This window comes from Rubritalea spongiae (genome assembly GCF_042652385.1).
Lineage (GTDB): Bacteria > Verrucomicrobiota > Verrucomicrobiia > Verrucomicrobiales > Akkermansiaceae > Rubritalea > Rubritalea spongiae.
The window spans coordinates 2,838,527-2,861,865 of record NZ_JBHSJM010000001.1 but is presented as its reverse complement, the minus strand read 5'-3'; the positions used below and the strand labels follow the sequence as shown (position 1 = coordinate 2,861,865).

At 46.7% G+C, this 23,339-nt stretch carries 17 protein-coding genes; 9 read left to right on the top strand and 8 right to left on the bottom strand.

What is annotated here, in order from left to right; genetic code table 11:
* Positions 1 to 22: 22 nt before the first annotated feature.
* Complete coding sequence (locus tag ACFPK9_RS12650) at positions 23 to 337, top strand: ArsR/SmtB family transcription factor (protein ID WP_377095274.1); 315 nt, start codon at positions 23 to 25, stop codon at positions 335 to 337.
* A gap of 240 nt (positions 338 to 577) precedes the next feature.
* Here the strand turns inward: ACFPK9_RS12650 and ACFPK9_RS12645 are convergent, their stop codons facing one another.
* A complete protein-coding gene (locus tag ACFPK9_RS12645) occupies positions 578 to 1,444 on the bottom strand; it encodes an MBL fold metallo-hydrolase (RefSeq protein ID WP_377095273.1) in 867 nt (288 codons plus the stop codon).
* A gap of 400 nt (positions 1,445 to 1,844) precedes the next feature.
* Here ACFPK9_RS12645 and ACFPK9_RS12640 point away from each other — a divergent pair, with 400 nt between their 5' ends.
* The 6 genes from ACFPK9_RS12640 to ACFPK9_RS12615 all read left to right on the top strand — a co-directional run bounded on the left by ACFPK9_RS12640 (position 1,845) and on the right by ACFPK9_RS12615 (position 7,134).
* Positions 1,845 to 3,089 (top strand): RNA polymerase sigma factor, encoded by a 1,245-nt coding sequence (locus ACFPK9_RS12640; RefSeq protein WP_377095272.1) that lies wholly within the window; start codon positions 1,845 to 1,847, stop codon positions 3,087 to 3,089.
* 131 nt (positions 3,090 to 3,220) lie between these two features.
* The gene (locus tag ACFPK9_RS12635) at positions 3,221 to 4,081 is read left to right on the top strand and encodes a YciI family protein (RefSeq protein ID WP_377095271.1); all 861 of its coding nucleotides are present in this window, start codon (positions 3,221 to 3,223) and stop codon (positions 4,079 to 4,081) included.
* A 34-nt stretch (positions 4,082 to 4,115) separates the two neighbouring features.
* Positions 4,116 to 4,487, top strand: a complete 372-nt coding sequence (locus ACFPK9_RS12630) for a YciI family protein (RefSeq protein ID WP_377095270.1) — start codon at positions 4,116 to 4,118, stop codon at positions 4,485 to 4,487.
* A 42-nt stretch (positions 4,488 to 4,529) separates the two neighbouring features.
* Positions 4,530 to 4,895 carry a DUF1428 domain-containing protein gene (locus tag ACFPK9_RS12625; protein WP_377095269.1) on the top strand — a complete coding sequence of 122 codons (366 nt, stop codon included), beginning with the start codon at positions 4,530 to 4,532 and terminating at the stop codon, positions 4,893 to 4,895.
* A 320-nt stretch (positions 4,896 to 5,215) separates the two neighbouring features.
* Positions 5,216 to 5,854, top strand: a complete 639-nt coding sequence (locus ACFPK9_RS12620) for a hypothetical protein (protein ID WP_377095268.1) — start codon at positions 5,216 to 5,218, stop codon at positions 5,852 to 5,854.
* A gap of 86 nt (positions 5,855 to 5,940) precedes the next feature.
* Entirely contained in the window at positions 5,941 to 7,134 is a 1,194-nt protein-coding gene (locus tag ACFPK9_RS12615) for an HD domain-containing protein (protein ID WP_377095267.1), read from the top strand.
* 80 nt (positions 7,135 to 7,214) lie between these two features.
* Here ACFPK9_RS12615 and ACFPK9_RS12610 read toward each other — a convergent pair whose 3' ends face one another.
* From ACFPK9_RS12610 to ACFPK9_RS12595, 4 genes are all read right to left on the bottom strand, one after another.
* Entirely contained in the window at positions 7,215 to 8,777 is a 1,563-nt protein-coding gene (locus tag ACFPK9_RS12610) for a sulfatase family protein (protein WP_377095266.1), read from the bottom strand.
* A gap of 28 nt (positions 8,778 to 8,805) precedes the next feature.
* Positions 8,806 to 10,233 (bottom strand): sulfatase family protein, encoded by a 1,428-nt coding sequence (locus tag ACFPK9_RS12605; RefSeq protein ID WP_377095265.1) that lies wholly within the window; start codon positions 10,231 to 10,233, stop codon positions 8,806 to 8,808.
* A gap of 193 nt (positions 10,234 to 10,426) precedes the next feature.
* Entirely contained in the window at positions 10,427 to 12,301 is a 1,875-nt protein-coding gene (locus ACFPK9_RS12600) for a sulfatase (RefSeq protein WP_377095264.1), read from the bottom strand.
* Between the two features lie 103 nt (positions 12,302 to 12,404).
* Positions 12,405 to 13,772, bottom strand: coding sequence for a sulfatase family protein (locus ACFPK9_RS12595; protein WP_377095263.1), 1,368 nt, complete (start codon positions 13,770 to 13,772; stop codon positions 12,405 to 12,407).
* A gap of 362 nt (positions 13,773 to 14,134) precedes the next feature.
* On the opposite strand from ACFPK9_RS12595, the gene ACFPK9_RS12590 reads away from it, so the two are divergent.
* Both ACFPK9_RS12590 and ACFPK9_RS12585 read left to right on the top strand, forming a co-directional pair.
* Positions 14,135 to 15,400: a DUF1552 domain-containing protein gene (locus ACFPK9_RS12590; protein ID WP_377095262.1), complete on the top strand. Its 1,266-nt coding sequence runs from the start codon at positions 14,135 to 14,137 to the stop codon at positions 15,398 to 15,400.
* Positions 15,401 to 15,409: 9 nt separating this feature from the next.
* Positions 15,410 to 17,692 (top strand): DUF1592 domain-containing protein, encoded by a 2,283-nt coding sequence (locus tag ACFPK9_RS12585; protein WP_377095261.1) that lies wholly within the window; start codon positions 15,410 to 15,412, stop codon positions 17,690 to 17,692.
* Between the two features lie 10 nt (positions 17,693 to 17,702).
* On the opposite strand, the gene ACFPK9_RS12580 is transcribed toward ACFPK9_RS12585, so the two are convergent.
* The 3 genes from ACFPK9_RS12580 to ACFPK9_RS12570 all read right to left on the bottom strand — a co-directional run bounded on the left by ACFPK9_RS12580 (position 17,703) and on the right by ACFPK9_RS12570 (position 23,323).
* Positions 17,703 to 19,007: a hypothetical protein gene (locus ACFPK9_RS12580; RefSeq protein ID WP_377095260.1), complete on the bottom strand. Its 1,305-nt coding sequence runs from the start codon at positions 19,005 to 19,007 to the stop codon at positions 17,703 to 17,705.
* A 294-nt stretch (positions 19,008 to 19,301) separates the two neighbouring features.
* Positions 19,302 to 20,609, bottom strand: coding sequence for a hypothetical protein (locus tag ACFPK9_RS12575; protein WP_377095259.1), 1,308 nt, complete (start codon positions 20,607 to 20,609; stop codon positions 19,302 to 19,304).
* Positions 20,610 to 20,752: 143 nt separating this feature from the next.
* Positions 20,753 to 23,323, bottom strand: a complete 2,571-nt coding sequence (locus tag ACFPK9_RS12570; RefSeq protein WP_377095258.1) for a DUF1588 domain-containing protein — start codon at positions 23,321 to 23,323, stop codon at positions 20,753 to 20,755.
* Between the last annotated feature and the right edge of the window lie 16 nt (positions 23,324 to 23,339).

Here is a 23,339-nt window from a genome sequence, read left to right as displayed (position 1 = left end):
AGTTCGTATTTTATCGAACAATGTGTATCTATTTACATACGTGAAAATCTACACTCACCCGGATCTCGAGCAAGTTTCACTTTCTCAAGTGATGCAGGCTTTGTCTGACCCCTGTCGTATAGGGATTATGCAGGCACTCATCGCCGAGAAAGAGCTCGCCTGTAATGCCTTGCCAGTGTCAGTGGCGAAGGCGACACTATCACACCACATGGCTGTATTGCGCGATGCGGGACTAATCCGAACGCGTGTGGAAGGAACAAAATGCCTCAACTCAGTGCGCATGGAAGCTTTCGAAGACTATTTTCCCGGCTTACTCGATCTGTTGAAGGCCGCATAATCAGCCTAGCACATGCCCATGCACTCACAGAAAAAACTCCTTCCACCAACTTTTCCTTCACTCAATTCAAAACTACCTGTTTACTTTCACTGTTCACGCTGCTGCTGAAGCAAACATTGATAGCACAATCGCAACGATCCTCAGTAAAGTCCATGAACTCCAAGCTACGTTTGATGCTGATGGTCCCTATGTCACAGAAAAATCTGGAAAAGCTAAAAACGCACCAAGTATCTGGAGCCATCAAAAGAGCTCATCTTGGCATAGCTCGCCTGTCAACTTTTCTAACAAAGACCCTCGGTAATTCTGGCCAAACTCGACCCACTCTGTAGGCGCGTCTTGTTTAGCGCAGAAGACATTCACTTGCCCTAAACCTCCATCTTTTAAAAGCCCAGAGACTGTTCGAGTCGCAACATTGGGGCAATTGCAGTCACCACTAAGATGACCTAACACCACATGCGCGAGGCGCTCGCACCCGACATCGGCAATGAGTTCACCAGCTTGGGTATTCGATAAATGCCCGTGGCGACTCGCAATCCGTTGCTTAGTTGACCATGGTCGTTTGGTGTCAGCTTCTAGCAGCTCTTCGTCATAGTTAGATTCAACAAACAGCGCATCAGCTTCGCGCAGGTGCATTCGCATCGCTTGCGTTACATAGCCGACATCAGTCACTAAACCAAACTTCGTTGAAGCCGCTGTCAGAGTGAATCCCACCGGCTCCGCGGCATCATGCGGGATTGGAAATGGATGGACAGTAAATTGTTCGAGCTCGAAATCTTGTCCAGTGTGGAAGACCTTCCACTGCACCTCAGACTTCATCCCCCATTGCAGCGCCTCCTTAGTCATAGCATTCGCGTAAACTGGGATACTCCTTTTCCGCAAAAGAACATCCACTCCTCGAGCATGATCACTATGCTCATGGGTGAGCAAAATACCAGTGAGCGAATCTGGATCGATACCTAACAAGGTGAGTCTGTGGGTAAGCTGTTTAGCACTCAGTCCTGCATCCACTAATAGCCTAGTGTTGCCACATTCTAGAACTGTTGCATTTCCTCCGCTGCCACTCCCTAGTACTGCCATCCGCATTCTCACTGCAAAAACAGTATTCAAATCCACCGTCTACTCAAGCCAGATTCTAATGTTCCTAGAATATCCTGCAGACTCATTCACCTCCTTCATTAGGTACCAGTGGGACCACGAGCTTTTGAAATATCTAACACATTAGATTATGGATTAAACTCTAACATCTTACACTCAACAATCATACAAAGGAAACCATCCACCGAGTCAGGTTTCATTGGTAGCTCGTAGTTCACACATATTCTCAAGCATTACTTCTGACCTAGAAGCTCTTGGGTAGTTCTGAGTCAGAGAAAAAGGTGATCGTTGAGACTAATGGTAAAAGAATTCAATCTTTAAGCGTGAAGCGATTGTGCTCGAGGTGCTAAGGTCAAAAGAAATTACTGCCATGAATTTTAATAGTTAGTGATTTTTATTCAATGTAGCAACTATGGCTTATAATCTCAGCACATGCATTGACGCTATCTACCGGCAGGAATCTGGTAAGGTATTGGCGACCTTAGTTCGAGTCCTCAAGGATATCGACCTTGCAGAAGAAGCAATGCAAGATGCTTTTGTAGCCGCCATCACAGCATGGAACTCAAAAGGTATTCCAGAAAATCCTGCGGCTTGGTTGATCTCGACGGGCCGTTTTAAGGCGATCGATGCGATCCGCAAGCGAGCACGTCTGAACAAATTGGAACCAGAACTCCAGCGTCAGCTCGATGAAATACAATCTGCTAATCTTTCTTTTTCCGAGCGTGCAATCAAAGATGACCGTCTACGACTCATCTTTGCCTGCTGCCACCCAGCGATTGACCTCAAAGTTCAAGTTCCTTTAACACTCCGTGAAGTCTGCGGATTGTCCACGGAGAACATATCGAGTGCCTTTTTAGTGCCCACTGCTACTATGGCTCAACGTATCGTGCGTGGCAAAGCTAAGATTCGGGCAGCAAAAATTCCATTTGAAATTCCCGATGCCACTGCACTACCGGAGCGCCTTGATGGAGTATTGTCTGTGATTTACCTCGTGTTCAATGAAGGCTACTCCGCTTCATCTGGCGATACTGCTCTGCGAGCCGAGCTTTCACAGGAAGCTATTCGACTTGCACGTCTTTTGTATGACTTACTTCCTGATCCCGAAGTCCAAGGACTGCTCGCTTTGATGCTACTGCACGAATCTAGGAGGGCTGCACGCACAAATGAGCAAGATGATCTCATTTTACTCGAAGAACAAGACCGCAGTCTTTGGGATCAAAACATGATTCGAGAAGGGCAACAGTTAGTTCGGCAAAGTCTCGCTTCGCGAGAGTTTGGTACTTTTACGATTCAAGCAGCCCTCTCCGCCGTACATGCCGAAGCCAAAACGGCTGAAACAACTGATTGGCCGCAGATTGTGGCACTTTACAACGTACTTGGCCAAATCGAACCTTCGCCAGTCGTTGAACTCAACCGAGCAGTAGCAATCTCCATGAGCGAAGGCATAGAAGCGGGACTCAAAATCGTAGACGACCTACTGAGAGAGGGAGAACTTGATAACTATCACTTGGCCCATGCTGCCCAAGGCGAATTATTGCGACGCTTAGGCAAATTTACCGAGGCCAAAGGCTCATTCGAAAAAGCGCTTTCACTCACGAAACAAGCCCCCGAACGCCGTCTTCTGCAGCGCCGTATTGCGTCTCTCGTGTCGAAGTGAAATAAATGTAAAAAATTTCTGTCTCTTTGTCGAAATCGTAAATGACCAGACGACTAGTCAATGAATGACGTCACTGCTGAAGCAATTGCAGGACGGATTCGACTAATCATAACAACAGAAAGAAAAATAATATGAAAGTAATGGTCATCGTAAAAGCGACTCAAAGCTCTGAATCAGGAGAACTTCCCGATCCAGAATTGATGAAGGCAATGGGGAAATTCAATGAAGAGCTCGTTAAAGCTGGCGTCATGCTATCAGGAGATGGACTCAAGCCGAGTTCCGAAGGTGTACGAATTCGGTTCAGTGGAAAAGAACGTAGTGTAACCGATGGTCCCTTCGCAGAAACCAAGGAGCTGATCGCTGGATATTGGGTGTGGGAAGTAGAATCGATGAAAGATGCTATCGACTGGGTGAAGCGTTGTCCTAATCCGATGATCGAGGACTCTGATATCGAGATTCGCCCCTTCTATGAACTCTCCGATTTTGCAGAGATTGACCCGTCCGGTGAAATACGTGAGCACGAAGCTAGCTTACGGGATGAGATTTCCATGCAAACTGCGAATGTAGAACCTTACTTATTCTTTGGAGGCCGTTGCGAAGAGGCCCTTAAATTTTATCAAAACGTGTTACATGCAAAAGTCGGTCTTGTAATGCGTCACTCGGACAGCCCTGAACCAGCCCCTGCTGGCATGCTTCCCGAAGGTTTTGAGAACAAGATCATGCACACCGAGTTCTCAGTAGGGAAAGTTAAACTCATGGCATCCGATGGCTGCGGCGAGTCAGTCAAAAGTGATTCTAGCGGCTACCAGTTGGCGCTCACCGTTCCCAGCGAGCCAGTCGCGCAACGCGTTTTTGATGATCTCTCCAAAGGTGGGGAAATTGTCATGCCAATTGGGAAAACCTTTTGGTCGCCATTCTTCGGTATCGTCACTGACCAGTTCGGTGTCGGATGGATGGTCATGGTACCAGCTATGAACGATTGCAAATGTTAGCCTTTAGTCGATATACACTCAACCCCATACAATTATGAAATATATGTTACTCATCTACGGAAGTGAAGAGTCTTGGACAGAGCAAGAGCGGAAAGACTGCATGCTTGAATCGATGGCTATTTGTGACGAATTGGAGGAACAAGGAAAATGGATTGCCTCCTCGCCCCTTTATCCCGTCTCCTGCGCCACTAGCTTACGGATACGCGAAGGGCGTCGCGAAATCACTGATGGTCCCTTCGCCGAGACTACGGAGCAACTAGGCGGTTACTATATAATCGACGTCGAAAACCTAGACGAAGCGATTGCCATCGCCGAACGACTCCCTCCATCGAAAAAAGGCACAGTCGAAATTCGGCCGCTATTTCCATTGCCCACTCGCAATACGACCGACCATGCTGAGCAATAGTGCAAAAACGAATTATCACAACAATCAAAGGAAAAAAAAGTTATGTCAGGATATACAGATGGATTTGTCATCACGATTCCAAAAAGCAACATCGAGGAATACCAAAAGACGGCTGAGGTCGCTAAAGACGTGTGGCTGGAGTACGGTGCACTTGATTATCGGGAATGTATTGGTGAAGACCTTGAAAGTCAAAACGACTGTGGATCGTTTCTTTCCGCTTTAAAAGTTGGCGAAGGTGAAACAGTAGTTTTCGCATGGATCTCTTTCGAGTCCCGGGTGCATCGAGACATCGTAAATTCCAAGGTTATGAAAGATCCTCGTATCATGGATATATGCGGTAGCGATGAAATGCCATTCGATCCTAAACGCATGCTCTATGGTGGTTTCGAGGTTTTTGTATCTCGTTAATTTTAATCGAAAGGTCTATGAAACTAAAGTTACCCTTTAGCTCGGATTTAAGCACCAAACAGAAGAAAGCGCCCGTTTTTACACCTGGATCATACTGGATTCCCAGATCCTCAGTGTGACACAAGTCGCCCAATAGATGGGTAAAAACTTCAAAGCCTTTTACCGATTTCAGCTTTAGCTCAGCGCCCCCCAATAATTGAGTAGTCACACAAGTATCATATTATCCCACTTAGTAGCAGACGGCTGCTTCAAGTAAGATTGTTGTGCAAATCTCTCATTTTTGCCTTTCGTCGCTGGGTAAATCCTCTACACCTCTGTGCATGAACGTGATGAATGTAATGATCGGGTCGACTTTTGCCCTTCTTGTTGCGGGACTTTTTATTTCCTACAGTAGCATGAAGAGTACTCCTACCGAGACTCCGGCTGCTCTTGAAATTGCCCGTCTCGAAAAACGTGAAGCCCAGCTAGAAACTGCTCTCGCTAAAGGAAAGGCAGAACAGCAAAACTACACATCTCAATTCGAATCAGCTCCTAGCCAATTCAGCCCTATGTCTGGAAGCAACGAACTTGAAAAAGTCAGAGCCGAATTACTGAACCTTAAAAAAGAACGTGACTCCATCGAAGAAAAAGCAGGTGCAGTAATCGAAGATGCACTCGCTCACAGTTCACCCGATCCTAAAGAGAAGAAGCGCTCAAGCCTCATCGACACAGCACTCGTTATGGCGCGCATCACTGAATACGACAACGTCAACAAAGTCGCGGGCATCCACATCGAACGCGTCGGCAATGTCAACACTGGTGACGTTCTCGGGATTCGCAGAAATTCTGGCATCATTGGCCGCCTCACTATCGGAATGATTGACCGCAATCAAGGCGTCGCCGACCCACTTCCTGGTTCATTCCTCGGTGGATCAATCGATATTCAAGAGGGCGACGAACTCATTCTTCCTCCAGACTGATCCATCCAGACATTACTTGAGAAAAAGCGAGCTTCGGCTCGCTTTTTTATTGTCCACCACCATCCCAACAGATTTAGAGTGGCTTCGTGGATCAGCTTACTATCACTCAACTCAAACAGCACGCTGGCGACTCACCAGTCACCGCCTCTATCGACGTTCAACTTCAGTCGTGCATCACCAAAACGACGAAGTCTGGAAAACCCTACCTCGAGCTCGTCCTCGCTGACTCCATTGACCAATTCACCCTCAAAATCTGGGAGAACCTCCCGCAGTTCAAACTTGCTCAGGAACTCCCGGCCGAATCCTTCCTTCGTCTGGCTGGTGACTGGACTCAGAATCAATATGGACTCGACGCCCAACGCTGGGACTTCCGCCCGCTGACTGAAAGCGAAATTGCCGACCTGCTCACTGGGGATCCAGAAACAAGCGCACAGCAAAAGAAAGATTGGAAAGCCATTCTTGAACTCACAGGCTCGATCTCAGATCCAAGGCTCAACACTCTCTGTAAGCTATTCATCGAAAAGCACGGGCTCCACTTCCAACGCACTGCCGCTGCGCGTAAGAACCACCATGCTCGACGCGGTGGACTCGTTGAACATGTGGCTCAAATGATGCGCAGCGCAAAGGCGATCTCAGGAGTCTACACTGACCTTAACTCCGATTTACTTATCGCCGGTGTCCTATTCCACGACTGTGGAAAAATGTGGGAAAACACCTACCCAGAAACTGGTTTCGCCCAGCCATACGATCTGCAAGGTGAAATGCTAGGGCACATTCCCCTCGGCATCGATCTCTGTGGTAAGCTCTGGGCTGAAATGATGCAAAATACTCCAGAGTCATGGAACGACCTCTATCCACTCAACGAAGACGTGAGAATCCACCTCCTCCACCTCATTGCCAGCCACCACGGCACTTACGAATTTGGTTCTCCGACTCTACCGCGCACACCAGAAGCAATCGCCCTCCACTACATCGACAACCTCGACGCAAAGTACGAGATGTTCAAACAGGCTTACAATGCCGCCCCAGAACTCGCCCCTGGTATCCAACAAAAACAATTCCCACTCCCTGCGAATCTGGTTACGCCGCTAGCTGTATTTCCACCCCTCGAAGATTCTCCAGTTCTCAAAGAAGAGAACGCTAAAGAGAAACCCGTGCTCGAAGATAAACCCGCAGAAGCAAAAAAGCCCAGCGTCCCTGAGACGGAAAAAAAGGAAGTCGAGGCTCCTGAACTCGAAGACGAACTGCAGGCCCAACCTTTCACTGGAGAACTTTTTTAAAAGCTCCCATCCCGATTAAATCAAAAAGCCTAGATGAAATAACCATCTAGGCTTTTGTTTAGTATTTCAAATAAGAATTCCTATTTCTTCTTGCCTCCCTTATCTGCGATCCAACCAATCTTCTTGGTCTTTGGGATTTCAGCCTTGTGTGCTTCTACCTTCTCATGAAGTTGCTTAGCAATTTCAGGGAACTCGTTGATCACGTTTTTCGTCTGACTCAGGTCATTCTCTAAGTCATAGAGCTGAGCCTTTGGAGCATCTTTCTTATAACTCCCTTTCACCACATCATTATTGTGCTGACCAGTATGCGGAAAAACTCTCACCCCACCCACAGCATGCTGTCCCCATGGTTGAACGAAGCCACCCGTGTCACGAGCGGGAATATAGAGCCACTTCTTAGTCCGGATAGATACATGGTTTGAGCTATTCGAAAGCACGATTAAATCCTCGCGAATTGGCTTATCTACCTCTCCCTTAATCTCCTTCAGCTGACTCACACTATCAAGTTCCTCAGGGAGTTCTTGCCCCACGATTTCTGCAAAGGTTGCTAAGAAATCAATCTGACTCACTAGATTATGAGACTCACGTCCAGCAGGAACATTCCCAGTCCATTTTACGATCATTGGAACGCGGTGACCACCTTCCCAAACGCCAAATTTAAAACCTTGGAGCTCACCATTGAGCTTGTGCCCCATCTCCCACGCCTTTTGGCCTTCATGATTCAGCATCCCCCCATTATCTGAAGTGAAAATGATCAAGGTCTCACGTCCATTTTTTTCCTTAGCAGCTTCTACAGCCTTGACCACCTCACCGACCATCCAATCGAGTTCATGCGTAAAATCTCCATACTTACCACACTCACTGGTCCCATCAAATCGTGGATCCGGTGTGAACGGGTGATGGATATGGCTTGTTGCTAGATACAAGAAATACGGTTTCTCATTCTGCGCGTTGATCCACTCGGTCGAGAGTGCAACAAATTGATTTCCGATCTGGAAATCATCATACAGCTCGTGTGCCTTCTTACCTCCACCTATACGACCTGCTCCCTTTCCTGGCAACGGCTTCGCCCATACTTTTCCACCATTTTTTATAGGGTCCTTAGGGTCATGTCCGACGACAGTTCCATTCTCCATAAAAATAAATGGAGGAACCGAGTTCGCAGATGGAATCACATAACTGTAATCAAAACCAATATCATTCGGCCCTGGCACTACTGGTGTTTCATTATAATTCGTTTTTCCCTCACCCAGCCCTAAATGCCACTTCCCTATGATCGCAGTGGAATAACCTGCTTTTTTTAGGAGGCTCGCCATGTTGACCTGATCAGTTTTTATAGTCAGAGGAGAAAAGCCAGTCGTTGGCCCCCAGAGATTAATCCTTGTTGGGTAATTTCCGGTCAGTAGTCCGTAGCGAGATGGCGAACACACAGCAGAGGGCGAATGCGCATCAGTAAAACGCGTTCCTTGTTCAGCCAGTTTATCAATATTCGGTGTCTGAAGTTTTGTTGCTCCGTAACAGGATAAATCGCCGTAGCCGAGATCATCGGCATTAATCAATACAATGTTCGGCAGCTCACTCGCAGCAAAAAGTGATGAACTGACAGTCATAAACAAGCCACTAAGATAGTATTTCAATTTCATAATCGTTTAAAAAAAATCTTTCCCAGCCTTACTTCTTCTTGCCCTTGATCTGGACAGCATGCTTATTATCAGGAGTTTTATATGGCTCATCTCCGAGTGGGCGCGCATTGACCCCACGCTTCGCACTATCACCAATATCTTTTCGTGCCTGTTCAACTAACTTCTGCAGTTCAACTACAATCTCAGGATTCTCATTAGCGATGTTGTGTTCCTCAGAAATATCCTTCTCAATATTATAAAGCTCAACCTCTGTCTGCCATCCTCGATCTGCTGGAGGTACCATCTTTGGCCAATTTTTGAGCGAGGCGATCTTTTTATCCTCTTCTATGTGCGGAACTAACAACTTCCATTTCCCCTTCCTCACCCCACGTAAACGGGTATGCGAGTAGTAGTAAAACGTACGGTCAAGTTCACTATCTTCACCGTGCCACAGCTCACTCACATCGATCCCATCAATCACCCGGTCAGTCGGGACTTCACCGCCAGCGAGCCTAGCAAAGGTCGGAAGAATATCGATCGTCGCGGTAACTTGTTCACTCACTTTCCCTGCTGGAACTTTCCCTGGAGCTCTAATCACGAATGGAACACGTGAGCCTCCTTCATATGCCGAACACTTCGCACCACGCAATGGTGCAGCGCTGCCACCATCCTCTTTCTTCACCCACCAAGGACCATTATCACTGGTAAAGATCACATAGGTATTGTCATCGAGCCCTTTCTCTTTGAGTTTCTCTAACAATCGGCCAACGTGAAAATCAATTTCTTCAACGACGTCACCATAAAGTCCGCGCTCCGACTTACCTTTAAATGGAGGTGCAACAGCGAGTTTTGTATGCGGCATCGAATGCGCCAAGTATACGAAAAATGGCTGATCCGCATTCATATCAATGAAGGAAATCGCTTCATCCGTATATCTGCGTGAGAGCTGCGCCATGTTTGCTCCTGACTCTATCATCTCATCTTGTCGGAGGATATTTACTATCGAGTCGTTGCTTCCCGGTGTCCAAAATGCAGTATCAAATCCTTGTTTCGTGGGTGCTAAGTCATAATTAAATTGCGTTTGACTATGACCAGCTAAATCCCATTTGCCAAAGACACCCGTAGCATAACCTGCATCTTTCAGCACCTCAGCTACGGTCACCTCTGAGAGCGCCATCTTCGGATGCGGAATACTCCCATTATCATTTCTAGCGAGTCGTAACGGATAGCAACCGGTCAACAAAGCCGCACGTGACGGACCACATACTGTCTGCGCGTAGAATGACGTAAACTTCATTCCTTCCTCAGCCATCTTATCAATATTCGGGGTCTTAATCTTTGGCGAACCAAAGCAGCCAATATCCTGATAGCCAAGGTCATCGGTAAAGATCACCACAAAGTTTGGCTTCTTGTCCGCGGCGAGCACATTGGCCACCAGAGAAACCCCTAGCACAAAGCCAGCGAAATGTTTTTGCATAAGCATCATACCCTTTATTACAGAGCCGTTGGCTCCTAAGGGACAGCTAAAATGTCTTTTTTGCAGATTAAAAAAAACTCCCATTCAAACTCCACAGTGTTCTCACTGCCGATGAGCAAAGCTTCCTCACCCAAATCAAAAATGGGGCGCTCAGTATATCTACCCAGCGCCCCATTGATAAAGTTTCATCAATCTATTTCACTGAGATCGCTTGCTCTGAAAGCGACGATTTCTTCTTTGCCTTATCCTTACTCTCTTTCGCACTAATCTTAGGATAGCTCACGAGAAAGTTATTTTCATCGATCAGATTCACATAGAAATATCTCGTACCTTTCGGCAATTTCACTGCTGCTCTCCCCCCCTTTACTGACATTGGTTCTGGAAACCATTCTTGGTAACCTGAGTTCGCCTTCATTATGGTGTAAATAAGTTGAGCTTGGGCGACTTTTGCTCCATTTTCTTTGAAGCTAACCGTTAACTCTTCCCCCTCGATCTTATGCTCGGAGACAGTCGGAACTGACTCTTTATGAGGAAGGCCTCCAGGATAATCCGGATTGTAATGTGGATAGCTCGCTTTCATCTCTGTGAGCTGAGCCTTGAGTTTAGCATCCATTGCTCGCACTTTCTCAGGCATGGAGTCCGCGAGATTCTTGGACTCTTCGATATCAACACGTTGCTTTTTGCCGTCCTTACTTTCATAGAGCTGATAGAGTTCGAACTCCTTTTGTTTTGGGTTTTTTACGAAATCGTAATTTTTGACCAACTTGAAGTCTCCATCGATAAGAGCACTTTCCAGAGCGTCATGCGGAAAATGCCACATCATTTCTTTGCGCGGTTCGCCATTATTATCTTTCACTAAAGATGAATCAGTAGGGTCATTTGTGAGAAGCTGGAAAAGGTCGAGACCGTCCAACCGCTTCTCAGGCTGTTGAGCGCCAACCATGGAAAGAACAGTCGGATAAATATCGAGACCGTTCGCGAGAACATCCGTCTCCACTCCAGCGGGGACATCGGGACCTGTGACAATGAATGGAACTCTAATACCACCTTCTTTAACCGATGTTTTCCCAAGGTCTAGCGGAGTATTGTCGGTGTATCGCTCATACGACTTTCCTTCAGTTCCTCCATTATCTGAAATGAAAATGATGTACGTGTTTTCGATCAGCTTATGTCCGGGCCAGCGCGGATCATCCGTATGCTCTAGATAGTCAAAAACTCGACCAATATTGTAATCAAGCTCTTCTACCATCGCTCCATAAAACGGATTCACCTGTCCTGTGGAACTTCCTGAAAAGCTTTTCCGATCTGCAGGATCAATTCCCATCTCCTCAGCATATTTCTCTAACAACTGCTTAGAACGCGTCTGAATTGGTGCGTGCACGAGCCAAGTGGCATAGTAAAGAAAGAAGGGCTTCGCCTTATTATCATCTAAAAACTTGAGAGCATTTTCCGTCGTCTGATTGAATGGAAATCCATTTTCATCCAATTTATAAGGATCGTCTTCACCATTCGTCGCAAAATCTTTAAGGCGATCTTTCATTAAAGCCTTAGAAACCCGACTACCGTAACTCACATCAAACCCCAGCTCAGTCGCCTTTGGCTCAGAGTAGGAAATATGCCATTTCCCTACATGCCCTGTAACATAGCCATGATCTTTCATAGCTGATGCAATTGTGTAGTCGCCTACAGGAGTCCTTGCGCTAAACCAAGGAGACAGCATGCGCGCATCTTTCACCGACGGCTTCGGAGGAGAGCCTCCTTTGATGTGTGTTTTTTGCGCACGAGCTGGATGCACCCCACTGACGATGGCACAACGCGATGGAGCACAAGTTGGAGCTGGCGAATACGCACGCCAAAATTGCACCCCTTTTTTCGCGAGAGCGTCAATGTTCGGAGTCATATAAGCATTAGGCTCATCGATGTCGTAACAATCCACATCTTGCCATCCGAGATCATCGGTGAGTAGGACTAGGACATTGGGCTTCTCTGGACGATTTTCTTGAGCCTGCAACACTGCAGGCACCAGAAGTAAAAGTCCGACGCATTTATTGAATAGAGTGGTTTTCAAAAGGTTTAATTGGTTAATATAAAAAATGCAGGCGCCTAAGACTCACCTGCATTATTTTTGATTGCTTACTTTGCTTTATAAGGAAAATGGATCCGAGATAAAATCAATAGCTCAAAGTTCCACCTTTTTTCGGTCGTTGTTTATCCCCTAACCACCATTCCTTAGGTCCTTCCGCTTCGATCTCTTTCCAAGTTTTAATGAGAAGCTCTTTCATCTCATCAGTTTTTTCAGGCATCTTCGCCGCGAGATCATTCTTCTCTTGTGGATCTTTTGGGATGTCGAAAAGCTGAAACTTCGTAAGAGTCTCATCACCTACGATTTTCCAATTGCCAACGCGCATTGCAACACGGCTGTCAGGACCTGACACGTGTGTACGCCAGAAAAGCGGCACCTTGCGCTCCACCTTTTTACCAGCAAATGCTGGAACCATACTGACGCCATCGATGACACGATCCGTAGGCATTGGAATGCCACAAACATCAAGTACAGTTGCGAAAATATCAGATCCGATCACTGGCACATCGCTGGTAGTTCCCGGCTTAATCTGACTCGGCCAACGCGCCACACCTGGAACCCTGATTCCCCCCTCGTAGTCATCACGCTTACGGCCACGCAGTTCACCAGTGGAACCACCTTTTTTACCGCCAGCACCTTCTGGACCATTGTCAGAAGTGAAAATCAACAGAGTATTGTCGCTCACGCCCTGCGCTTTGAGCGCTTCCATCACCATTCCGAGCGCGAAATCGAGCTGTGTCACATTTCCTAAATAATTTTTATTCACATGGTCGCCGTAAAGCTCTTGGAAACGTGGATCGGTCCCGATTGGTAAATGTGGTTCATGTACCCAGATCGACAAAGCAAATGGCTTCGAAGGATCGCGCACATCTTTGAGCCAATGTTCAGCTTCTTCAGCAACTAATGGCGCAGAATAGCCTTTTAGCTCACCTAATGGCTTACCATTGCGTACGAAGTTGTTCGGATTCTCATGGCTCGGACTCGCATTATTGTGCGTGGAAAACCAGTAATCATAACCATGATCACTTGGCTGCGGGAACTCAGGATTGTTAAACATCTGTTTCGAGTTCAGATGCCATTTCCCCACGTGGCAGGTCTCGTAACCTGCTTTTTGTAAAAGCTCTGGGTAGGTAATCTCGCTCTCGCGCAAATGTGATGGACCATTTCCTGAAAGGTGACGCCACACACCATTGCGATACGGGGTACGCCCGGTCAAAATCGACGCACGCGATGGCGAGCACACACCAGCCGCAGAGTAGCACTGAGTAAATTTCACCCCTTGAGAAGCCAGCTTCTCCAAGTTAGGAGTCTGCACCTCCCCTTTTCCATAAATAGAGGTATCTCCCCAGCCCATGTCATCGGCTAAGAAGACCACAATATTCGGTCGCGTCTCTTTTGCCTGCACAAATAGGCTGCTAACTCCGAATGCGATAGCTGTTATAATTGTCTTTTTCATATACTTTAAACAGGTTCGTTTGTAATCTCCTATACTAGGATAATCGATCATTTCTTACCTCTTTTTCGCTGGAGGCGTCTGACCGTAGTACTGCCATGCTTTTACAAAAGTCTCATCGTAGATTTCCCTGATGTACTGACTTTAAAAATACTCGAAAGTTTAATGTAAGAATTTACGTCTACCTACAAATAGTAGGTGTGAGCACTGGACATCAATTAAAACTTCTAAAGAACTCACCCATCAGAAGCTCCTTTCTTACTCAAAAATCCACATTTAGATGCTCAATACCAACACCTTAAAGCTTTAAAGTTGATCTCTATTAACCCAAGCTTACATTGCCGTATTGCGCTCTCAGTAAATCTATGAATTTAAGTCGTCGTCATTTTCTAAGAGGAGCCGGAGTCACCATCGGTTTACCTTTTCTGCACTCACTACCATCCTTCGGACAAACAAAGTGGATTGAACCCACTTCTACCAAGAAAATGGTATTTGTGAATACAGGATTGGGAATGTACCCAGGTCACTTCTTCCCAAAAAACTACGGTCTTAACTTCACCGCCAGCCCAGTGCTCAAACCCATCATGAAGCACAAAGGCAAGTTCACTGTGTTCTCGAATATGGACCATCCAAACGTCTATGGTGGCCACGGCGGTCTCAATGCATTTCTTAATGGAACTGGACGCGGAGTCGGCGCCCTTCCCACCGTCGACCAAGTAGCAGCTGGCGCAGTGGGCTACGACACACGTTATCCTTCCATCCATTGCACCCTAGGTGGGAAAGGCTCACCATCTTACAGCTTATCTGGCACCAAAGTCCGTGTCACCGGCGGCGGCCAGCAACTCTTCAAACAGCTTTTCATTGATGACTCAGAGGCGGCGAAACAAGCCCTCAAAGTAGAAATTGAACAACAAGGCAGCGTGCTCGACCTAATCAAAGATCAAGCCAAAGCTCTTGGTAAGAACATCAACCACGTCGACCGAGATAAACTCGACGAATACCTCACTGCGATCCGCGACGCTGAGCGCCAGCTCCAAGGCCGCGAACGCTGGAGAAACGTTCCTAAGCCAAAAGTAGAGATGCCCGAACTCGAGGCAGAAGGGCGCCATGGCGAACCCGATGGACTCTTAGGCGAAAGCTCCCTGCTTTTTGACCTTTTCCACCTCGCGATTCAGACAAATTCTAGCCGAGTATTCACCGTCGCTTACGGTATGCACAACAAACGTTGGGCTCTCGACGGCGTCAATTCTGGCTACCATAGTTTATCCCACCACGGCAGAAACACGGAAAAACTCCAGCAGCTTGAAGTCATCGAATCCTTTTACATTGCTCAGGTGGCTCGCTTCATGGAGAAGCTCCAGAACAGCCAAGGAGAACGAGGAAATCTGCTCGATGACACTATGATTCTCTTCGGTAGTGCGCTCAGTGATGCAGCTAGGCACTCAAACCGCAATTTACCCATCGTTATTGCCGGTGGCGGCTTCAAACACAAAGGCCACTACAATGCTATCCAGCACAACAAAACTGCGACCCCGCTGAACAATCTCTACACGTCGATGCTTCAGAACTTCGGCTTAGAAGTTGAGAAATACAATACAGCCACAGGAGATATTAACCAAATCCTTACCTAAGTCGTAAATATGAAGGTTTTCCCCTTTCTAGGATTATTCGTAATTCTAACTGCTCGGCTACTTGCTCAAGGTGAGTACAGCCCCATTGTTCCGTTTTTCCAGAAATACTGTGTCGAGTGCCACGGCCCAGACAAGCAAAAGGGCGATGTTCGTCTTGATAATGTCCGTGAAATCACAGCGGATCTCTGGATTGAAATCTACGAACAGATGAAATACGGAGACATGCCGCCAGAAGAGGCGGATCAAGCTCCGAAAGAACACACCGCGGATATCATTCAGCTCGTCGACGCCATCTCCCGCGACGACCGCTTTACCATCGGTTCTGGCTACCGACGCCTCAACAAGCGCGAATACCGTAACACCGTACGCGACCTTCTTGGTTTATCAGATGAATATTTTGATCCCGCTCAAGGGGTTTTCGATGACGAAATCGAAAAGGGTTTCGATACCAATAGTACAAGTCTCATCATCACCAATGAACTGCTCTTAGAATACCTTAGATCGGCTTCTATCAGCTTGGAAACAGCTTTATTTACTGATGACTTTGAAAAGCCCCAACCGAAGAAAACAACCTTCACAAACAAACAATTCACCGTTGATGGCCAGCTCTCAAGTAACGGCAAAGACTATGCAATCCAACGCCAAAGAAAGGGCGGAATCTATCCTAAGAGAATAAAGGACTATATTCCGGCTACTGGCTATTACCGTATGACGACTACCGCTATGGGAATGGGCAGAACTCCAGACAAAAAAAAGGCAGGTCCATTCAGAATGTCCCTTATCGGCTCCTTTGCTGGCACCACGAAAGAGCTCAAAGAGTTTAATATCAAAGACGATAAAATGGGCCGCTACAGTGCGGTAGTTTGGTTAGAGAAAGGAGCCCTTCCCTACTATCAAGGTACGAGTGTGTCTATTAAGCCCAGAAACATCAATCGCCATCGAAAACCTGAAAATGCACTCCCTATCCCAGCGCTCGCAATTAAAGACATAACCATTGAGGGACCCATCGATGTCGAATGGCCACCAGTCACCTATAAGACAACATTCCAGTCGCAAACCATGCCCAACTTTGAGGACCGCGCAGTGCGTGACCAAATCTTGCGTAACTTCATCTCAAGAGCCTTTAGGCGCCAAGTACACATCACCGAACTGAAACGCTACACTGAGTATCTTGAAGATCAGTACAAAATTAACAACAACTGGTTACAGTCCTTCATCCGTACCTTTGCTGCCATCATGGCATCTACAGACTTCCTCTACATCAAAGAAGAAGTAGGAGAACTGACCCCATTCCAACTCGCAAGCCGCCTTTCCTATTTCCTCTGGAGCAGCATGCCTGACATGGAACTCTTCGCTCTTGCTAACACAGGAGAGCTTCTCGACCCCAAAGTATATCGAGAACAAGTCAGCAGGATGATTAGAGACCCGAAAGCTAAGCACTTCATCGAGGCCTTTCCTCTACAATGGCTCTCGGTCGATGAGCTAGGAACCATGCGACCAGCGGAAGACGACAAGCAATTCTCAATTTACTACAAAAAGAACCTCGAGCCCGCAATGCGAGAAGAAACGCTCAAGTTTTTTGAGTATGTTCTCATCAAAAATAAACCTATCACTGACTTCCTCGACTCTGATTACACCTTTGTTAATAAGGATTTAGCACAGTTATACGACATCCCTTTCGACGGTGACGACGAAATGAAACTCGTAAAATTACCCTCAGATTCAGTGCGCGGCGGGCTTTTAGGACAAGCAAGTATACATGCTATTACATCAAACGGAGTGGAGACATTACCTGTCACACGAGGACACTGGGTGCTCGATGAGTTAATGGGAACTCCCCCGCCGCCTGCTCCCGAAGAAGTCCCTGCCCTAGTACCGGACCTCAACGGAGTGACGACCCAGCGCGAACTTCTCAAAAGACACAGCGAAGACCCAAAATGTTTCGGCTGCCACAAAGTGATGGATCCTCCTGGTCTCGCGCTCGAGAGCTTCGATGTCATTGGACGCTACCGCACTACATACAATGGTAATGCTAAAATCGACCCTTCAGGCAATTTCCAAGGCACTCGCTTTGATGACATCAGAGGACTAAAAAAGGCTTTACTGAAACAGACCGATACCTTCACCTACAACTTCATTGTCAAGATCGCTGAATACGGAAAAGGTCGGAAACTCAACCGCCAAGACCATGATCTTGTCGAAGAAATTGCCGCCAAAGCAAAAGCGAAAGATTACAAATTCATGTACATCCTAGGCGACATTCTACTGAGTGATTTGATGAAATCCCGCTAGCTCACCAACTTTATGGTTTCATTTTCCGATTGCCGTCCAACAAGAACTCTTCAAACGCTGCATTCATAGCATCCATCGAAGCATAGCCAAAAATCGCAGGTAATTCAGTCTGAGAAGGAAACTTTCTATTTTCATAAATATACTCTGCAAGCTTGCTCACCCCAAACATATGCTTGAGGTCATGCTCCATAAAGCGCCCAGCTCCAACTACGAGCATCCCGAAATTATCATATTCCTTCTGGGTCGTAGGTGGAATATTTACAGGCGCATCATAAAACACTCTAAAGTCAGCCTTCACGTCTCCCGACTTCACTTTACGCGCTAATTCCGAAGTCCAGCCCCGAGATTCCCCATAACGCCCAGTTGAGAGTGCACTCGAGTTTTCTAAACCTCCACCAATAGTTCTCGAGCTCTCCTCAAAAGTTCGAATATCATTATTCATCATCAGGGCGCTAGTCAGGCAGAACGCTATCGAGTTTTCTTGATCATTTTGAATGTGTTTGGATCCTGCACCAGGAACACGAGAATGAATGTGGCGGCGATGTGGCCACAACGACCACCAGCGCTGATTATAAAAACCCACAACTTGGCGGTCCCTATCACTCTTCTTTGATTTCGGAAACTCAATGTCCACGCGCTTTGCCGCGTTAAACTTTTCTTGAAATTTCTGAGGAAGCGTCCAAGGGCGGTGACCGCGAAGAATCGCCCAGTCTGCTTTCACTTGCTGGATATCACGCTCAGCCATTCCCTCTTCGTACAAAGCTTCTATCTGAGATTTTCCCAATGCTTCATACAAATCGTCATCCTCAATAAACAGAAAGACTGCACGCTTCTTAGGCATGATTTCATTCTGGTTTGGATGCCTATATGAATGACTAAAATGAGCTAGTTCAAGAGCTTCTACAAAACCTTCTACATCTAATCTCTTCTCATAAAGAACCAAATAGTGTGGTGTCAGATACCCCTCTAAAGTCACCTCGTACCCCTCACCCTCGAGCTCGATTTCATCAATCTCTGCGATATCTCGAGCTCTGACCGAAACTTCCTCCTCAGCATTTAAAATATTCCCACCTTCCAGCTGCTCAATGGGTATATTATGCTGCTCGTGCAGATAATACCGATCAGCTACTCCCATGTCCTTGATCGAAAAACGAGCCTGTTTCCCAGACTCATTGGTCAACGTTAAGGTCCCACGACTAAAGCTCTCATACTTCGCCTTAAAAATGGTGCCATCATCAACTGTCCAAAACCGAAGATCTGAAGCTGCTATCGCTGAAACGCTGAGAATAATAAAAGTCAGAAGAATATGATACATAATATTTTGCTTACCTAATCCATTCACCTAACACTTCTCCGATCAGCTAACTAAAAGCAGTTCGGGTCCTAGGTATCGTGACGCAGTGAGGTGGTAAAAACCTTTTTAAAATCATCACTGCGCACACTTAATGGCCACTCAAACGAGAAAGCAAATATTGACCACTCACAAAAAGCGACAATCAATTTCACGTATTACACACCCCGCTAGGCTCAAGAGCAATTCACAACGCCACAGAGAACTGACTTAATCAGCTCTCTATCCGTGATCTGATAAATGAAAAAATGGAAACCTCTACGGCTTCATTCTGCGGTTCTCTCTCAACAAGAACTCTTCAAAAGCGGCATTTAGTTCCTCCATAGACTCGTAGCCCAAGATTGCAGGCAACTCCGACTCCGTTGGTAGCTTATTATGCTCGCTCATGTAGGCTGTCAGCCTACATACGCCGAACATATGCTCTAAATCATGCTCCATAAAGCGACCAGCCCCAGCGACTAACAGCCCAAAATTCCTGTATTGTTCTTTCGTCGTCGGAGGAATATTTTCTGGAGCCCTATAGAAAATGCTGAAGTCCACCTTAATCGCCCCAGATTTTACTTTATCCGCGAGCTCGGAAGCCCACTTGTCGGATTCTCCGAACCTCCCAGTAACCAACGCGCTCGAGTTTTCTAATGCCGAGCCAAAAGCTTTTGTGTTCGTCTCAAATGTTCGAATGTCGTTATTCATCTGCAAAGCAGTCGTCAAAGTGAAAGCTATTGAATTCTCCCGATCATCCTTGATATGCTTCGCACCCGTCCCTGGAACACGCGCGTGAATGCGCCTTCTATGCGGCCAATCGAGCCACCACTTTTGATTATAAAAGCTGACTAGCTGCTTCTCTCTGTCACTCTTCTTTGGATTAGGAAATTGAATATCTGCACGTGGCCCAGAGTTAAACTTCTTTTGGTATTCTTCAGGGAGATGCCAAGGTTGATGTCCTCGCAGAATCGACCAATCCGCTTCGATTTGCAGAATTTCACGCTCCTCTAGCTGCCCCTGCGCTCGCAAATCATCTACATGGGCCTTGCCCAGTTCATCGTACAACTCCCCGTCCTCGATAAAAAGATAAGCTTTGCGCTTATCTGCCACGAGCTCGTTCTGCCTAGGGTGTCTGTAAGAGTGACTATAATGCACTCGTTCAAGAGCTTCGACAAACTCCTCAACCTTCAATCCCTTCTCATACAGCACAGCATATCGAGGCGTCAAATACCCTTCCAAGACAACATTATATCCTTCACCTTCAAGTTCGATTCTATCGATTTCCTCAAAATCCCTCGCTCTAATCGAAATATCTTCCTCAGCACTCAAAATATTCCCACCTTCTAAATCTTCTAGCGGAATATCATGCTCTTCATGCAGGTAAAAACGATCAGCTACCCCCATATCCTTCACTGCAAATCGGGCTTGTCTGCCAGCTTCATTGGTCAAACTTAGGCTACCATTGCTAAAGCTTTCGTACTTAGCTTTGAAAATTTTTCCATCGTCTACCGTCCAAAACCTAAACTCTGAAGCAGCGACTGCCGAAATGCTCAATGCTATGAATGCTAGGATCTTTGTGTACATGTTGCGTAATCGATTAATTGAAATCACCTGAAATAGTAACCCCCTATTATTAGGGGGGATTCTAGATGTTTTGAAGCTCAATCATCATAAAAAAGGATTAGCATTTATAATGGCTCTCAATAATTTTAATAAATACTTGGCGACTATTTGCGGTAAAGGAAAGCGTCCGAAGTCACCAATGAAGTGATCAGAGCCTTCATACTCCCACCGCTATCACGATAGGCTCTGTAAGCATCTTGTAGAACTGGGCCATCATGTAAGGTTTCATTTCTACCCATCCAGTAGCGGAATGCATGACGAACAAAGACCTGCTCGACGCGCTCACTTTCAACTAACTTATTGATCATCTCAATAGCATCATTCACTGGCCCATTGAGTGCCGGATCACCTGAGTCGATAATCTCACCAGAAGCATCCACTGGTTCTCCCAATTCATATTCCCGATATAGACCAATGTGATTATACATTTCAAACGGCAAACCTAGTGGATCCATTTTCTCGTGGCAGCTCCAACAATACTTCTCACGCGTAACACGCATCCGCGAGCGCAGCGTCGTTCCTGGCTCATCAGGAAGCTGAGCGTCCACAGTGATCGGTACGTCTGGAATCCCACCACCTAACAAGCGCTCACGCACCCAAATCCCCCGGTGAATCGCGTGGTTATCCATCGCGTCTGAATGCGAAACCAACCAAGCAGGATGCGTTAAAATCCCCATGCGCTGGCCCTCTGGAGCCGTTGCTAGTTTTCGCTCAGGCGTGAGCGAGCCTTTACCGAAAGAACGATATCCAACTCGAGCAGATATTTCCGGTCCGTTCAGATTTGCTGAAGTAACCCCTTCATGGGATTGTTTTCTGGAGCCTCCTATTTGAGAATAAAACTCCTTCACCTTCGCACTCGCTGAAGCAAACTGACGATAGAGTTCCTTTTTCTCCTCCTTACTTAGACCTTTTTCAGAATACTGGACTTTCAGCTCATCTTTACGTGCCTCAAGCTCTTTAAATTGACGCATCAACTCAGCATCCTTCGCGATCGTCTTTTGAAGCTTTTTAGGGACTTCCGCTTTATCGTCTGGAGAATTCTGCTTACCAAAAAGAATGCTATCGTTGGGAGATGCTACCACCTGCTGAGTCGTCAGCAACTCTTTGAGCACTTCTTTATCCTCAGCTAGAATCAGCTCCACCAGTCTGTCAGTACTTGCCGATGCTCGAAACATCCCTTTATTCAAGGCGGCACTCTTGGTCTTAACTCCCGCAGCCTGAATCGCCTTTTCATCCTTACAGATATAGCCACCGAGATCGTAATCAAAGTACTCACGGAAAAACTGCAAAACGCGAGGTTTACGAAAACTATCATCATCAAGCATCCGAGTAATCTCTCGCTTCACGTCTTCTTTAGTCCGCATCCTGCCATCCACGATCGCTTGCCGCAAAATTTCGTCTGGTTTAATATAACTCAGTGCATGGTTAAGCGCGAGACCGAGCTCCCAATCCTGCAACATCACTCGTCCATGCTCATCAACCACTCCTCCTTCTCCTAGCTCAGGACGGAACAATGCATCACGATCCAAGAAAATCGCAGATAACCCCATAATTAAACCATCCTCAGAACCAACCTTGGCTATAGTCTCACGCACCAAATCTAGGTAATCGTCTACCTCATTTTCTTTAGCAGGACGGAATGTCAGCATCTCAAACAGGTAGTTGATCGCCTCGCGGATTTCTTTATCAGAATATGCCATTTTGGGCTCTTTCAGAAGCTCGTACACTGGTGTCAAAGGACGAATAACTTTTGTGCTATAAATGAGCGAAGACGGCAAACCTCGGATATCGCCCTTAGGTTTCACATCATGATAAGTACCCACATCATCCGTAATTTGCTCAGGAAACTTCACCAGACTTCCTGGCCCATACGCCATATACTTGAGAATATCGCCAGCCTTATTCAAAATCTGCGTGGCTTCCGCGCTGTTGACGCTTGAAAAATGGGCATAGTTTTCAAAACCGTGACTACGCGCAGCGGCAAATACTACAGGCACACTTTTCACCGCCGTCGCATATGCCACCGTGCCACCTTCCCAATGCGTGATTCTATCGACTCCGAAATAAAGTTTAAGTTCCCCACCATGGTTTGTCGACACAGCGTCTCCGTGCGTGCGTAGACCTGGCTTCTTTGGATCGTATTCCGGCTCAGTATTGATCAACTCATTCAACCGCGTAATATGCTCAGAGGGTGTGAGCCTCCAAATACGTTTCGGTGAAGACGTCGGCTCAAGTTGAATACCATCTGGCAAATTGCCAAAGAGTAAATCGTGATTAACAAAATTCGCCTTCTTCGGCTCGCGATGCGCATGGAAGCCACCTTTATCTTCCATCACCCGTTCCAGTTCACTTACAATCCAATCGGTGAACTGGAGCCGCTCCAGCACCTCAGGCTGATCCTCTTTCTTCGGAGGCATTTCTTCGATGGCTAACTGCGCCCAAATCGCTTTCCAGATGGAGGCATTCGTCTCATCCACTGGCCCTAGATCGAGCAAATTTAAGTCAGCCTTCGTTATTCCATCATCATGACAATCGTAACAATAATAGGCTAAGAAGTTCGTCGCATAGTCCTCATACTCTCTATCCAAGGCGTTACCTGGAATATACGCTTGCTCGGCGCGAAGAGGTAAAACGGCTATCCCTGTCAGGCAGAGAATCCAACAAAGGGCTGTCATCTTTAAATAAGGTAAT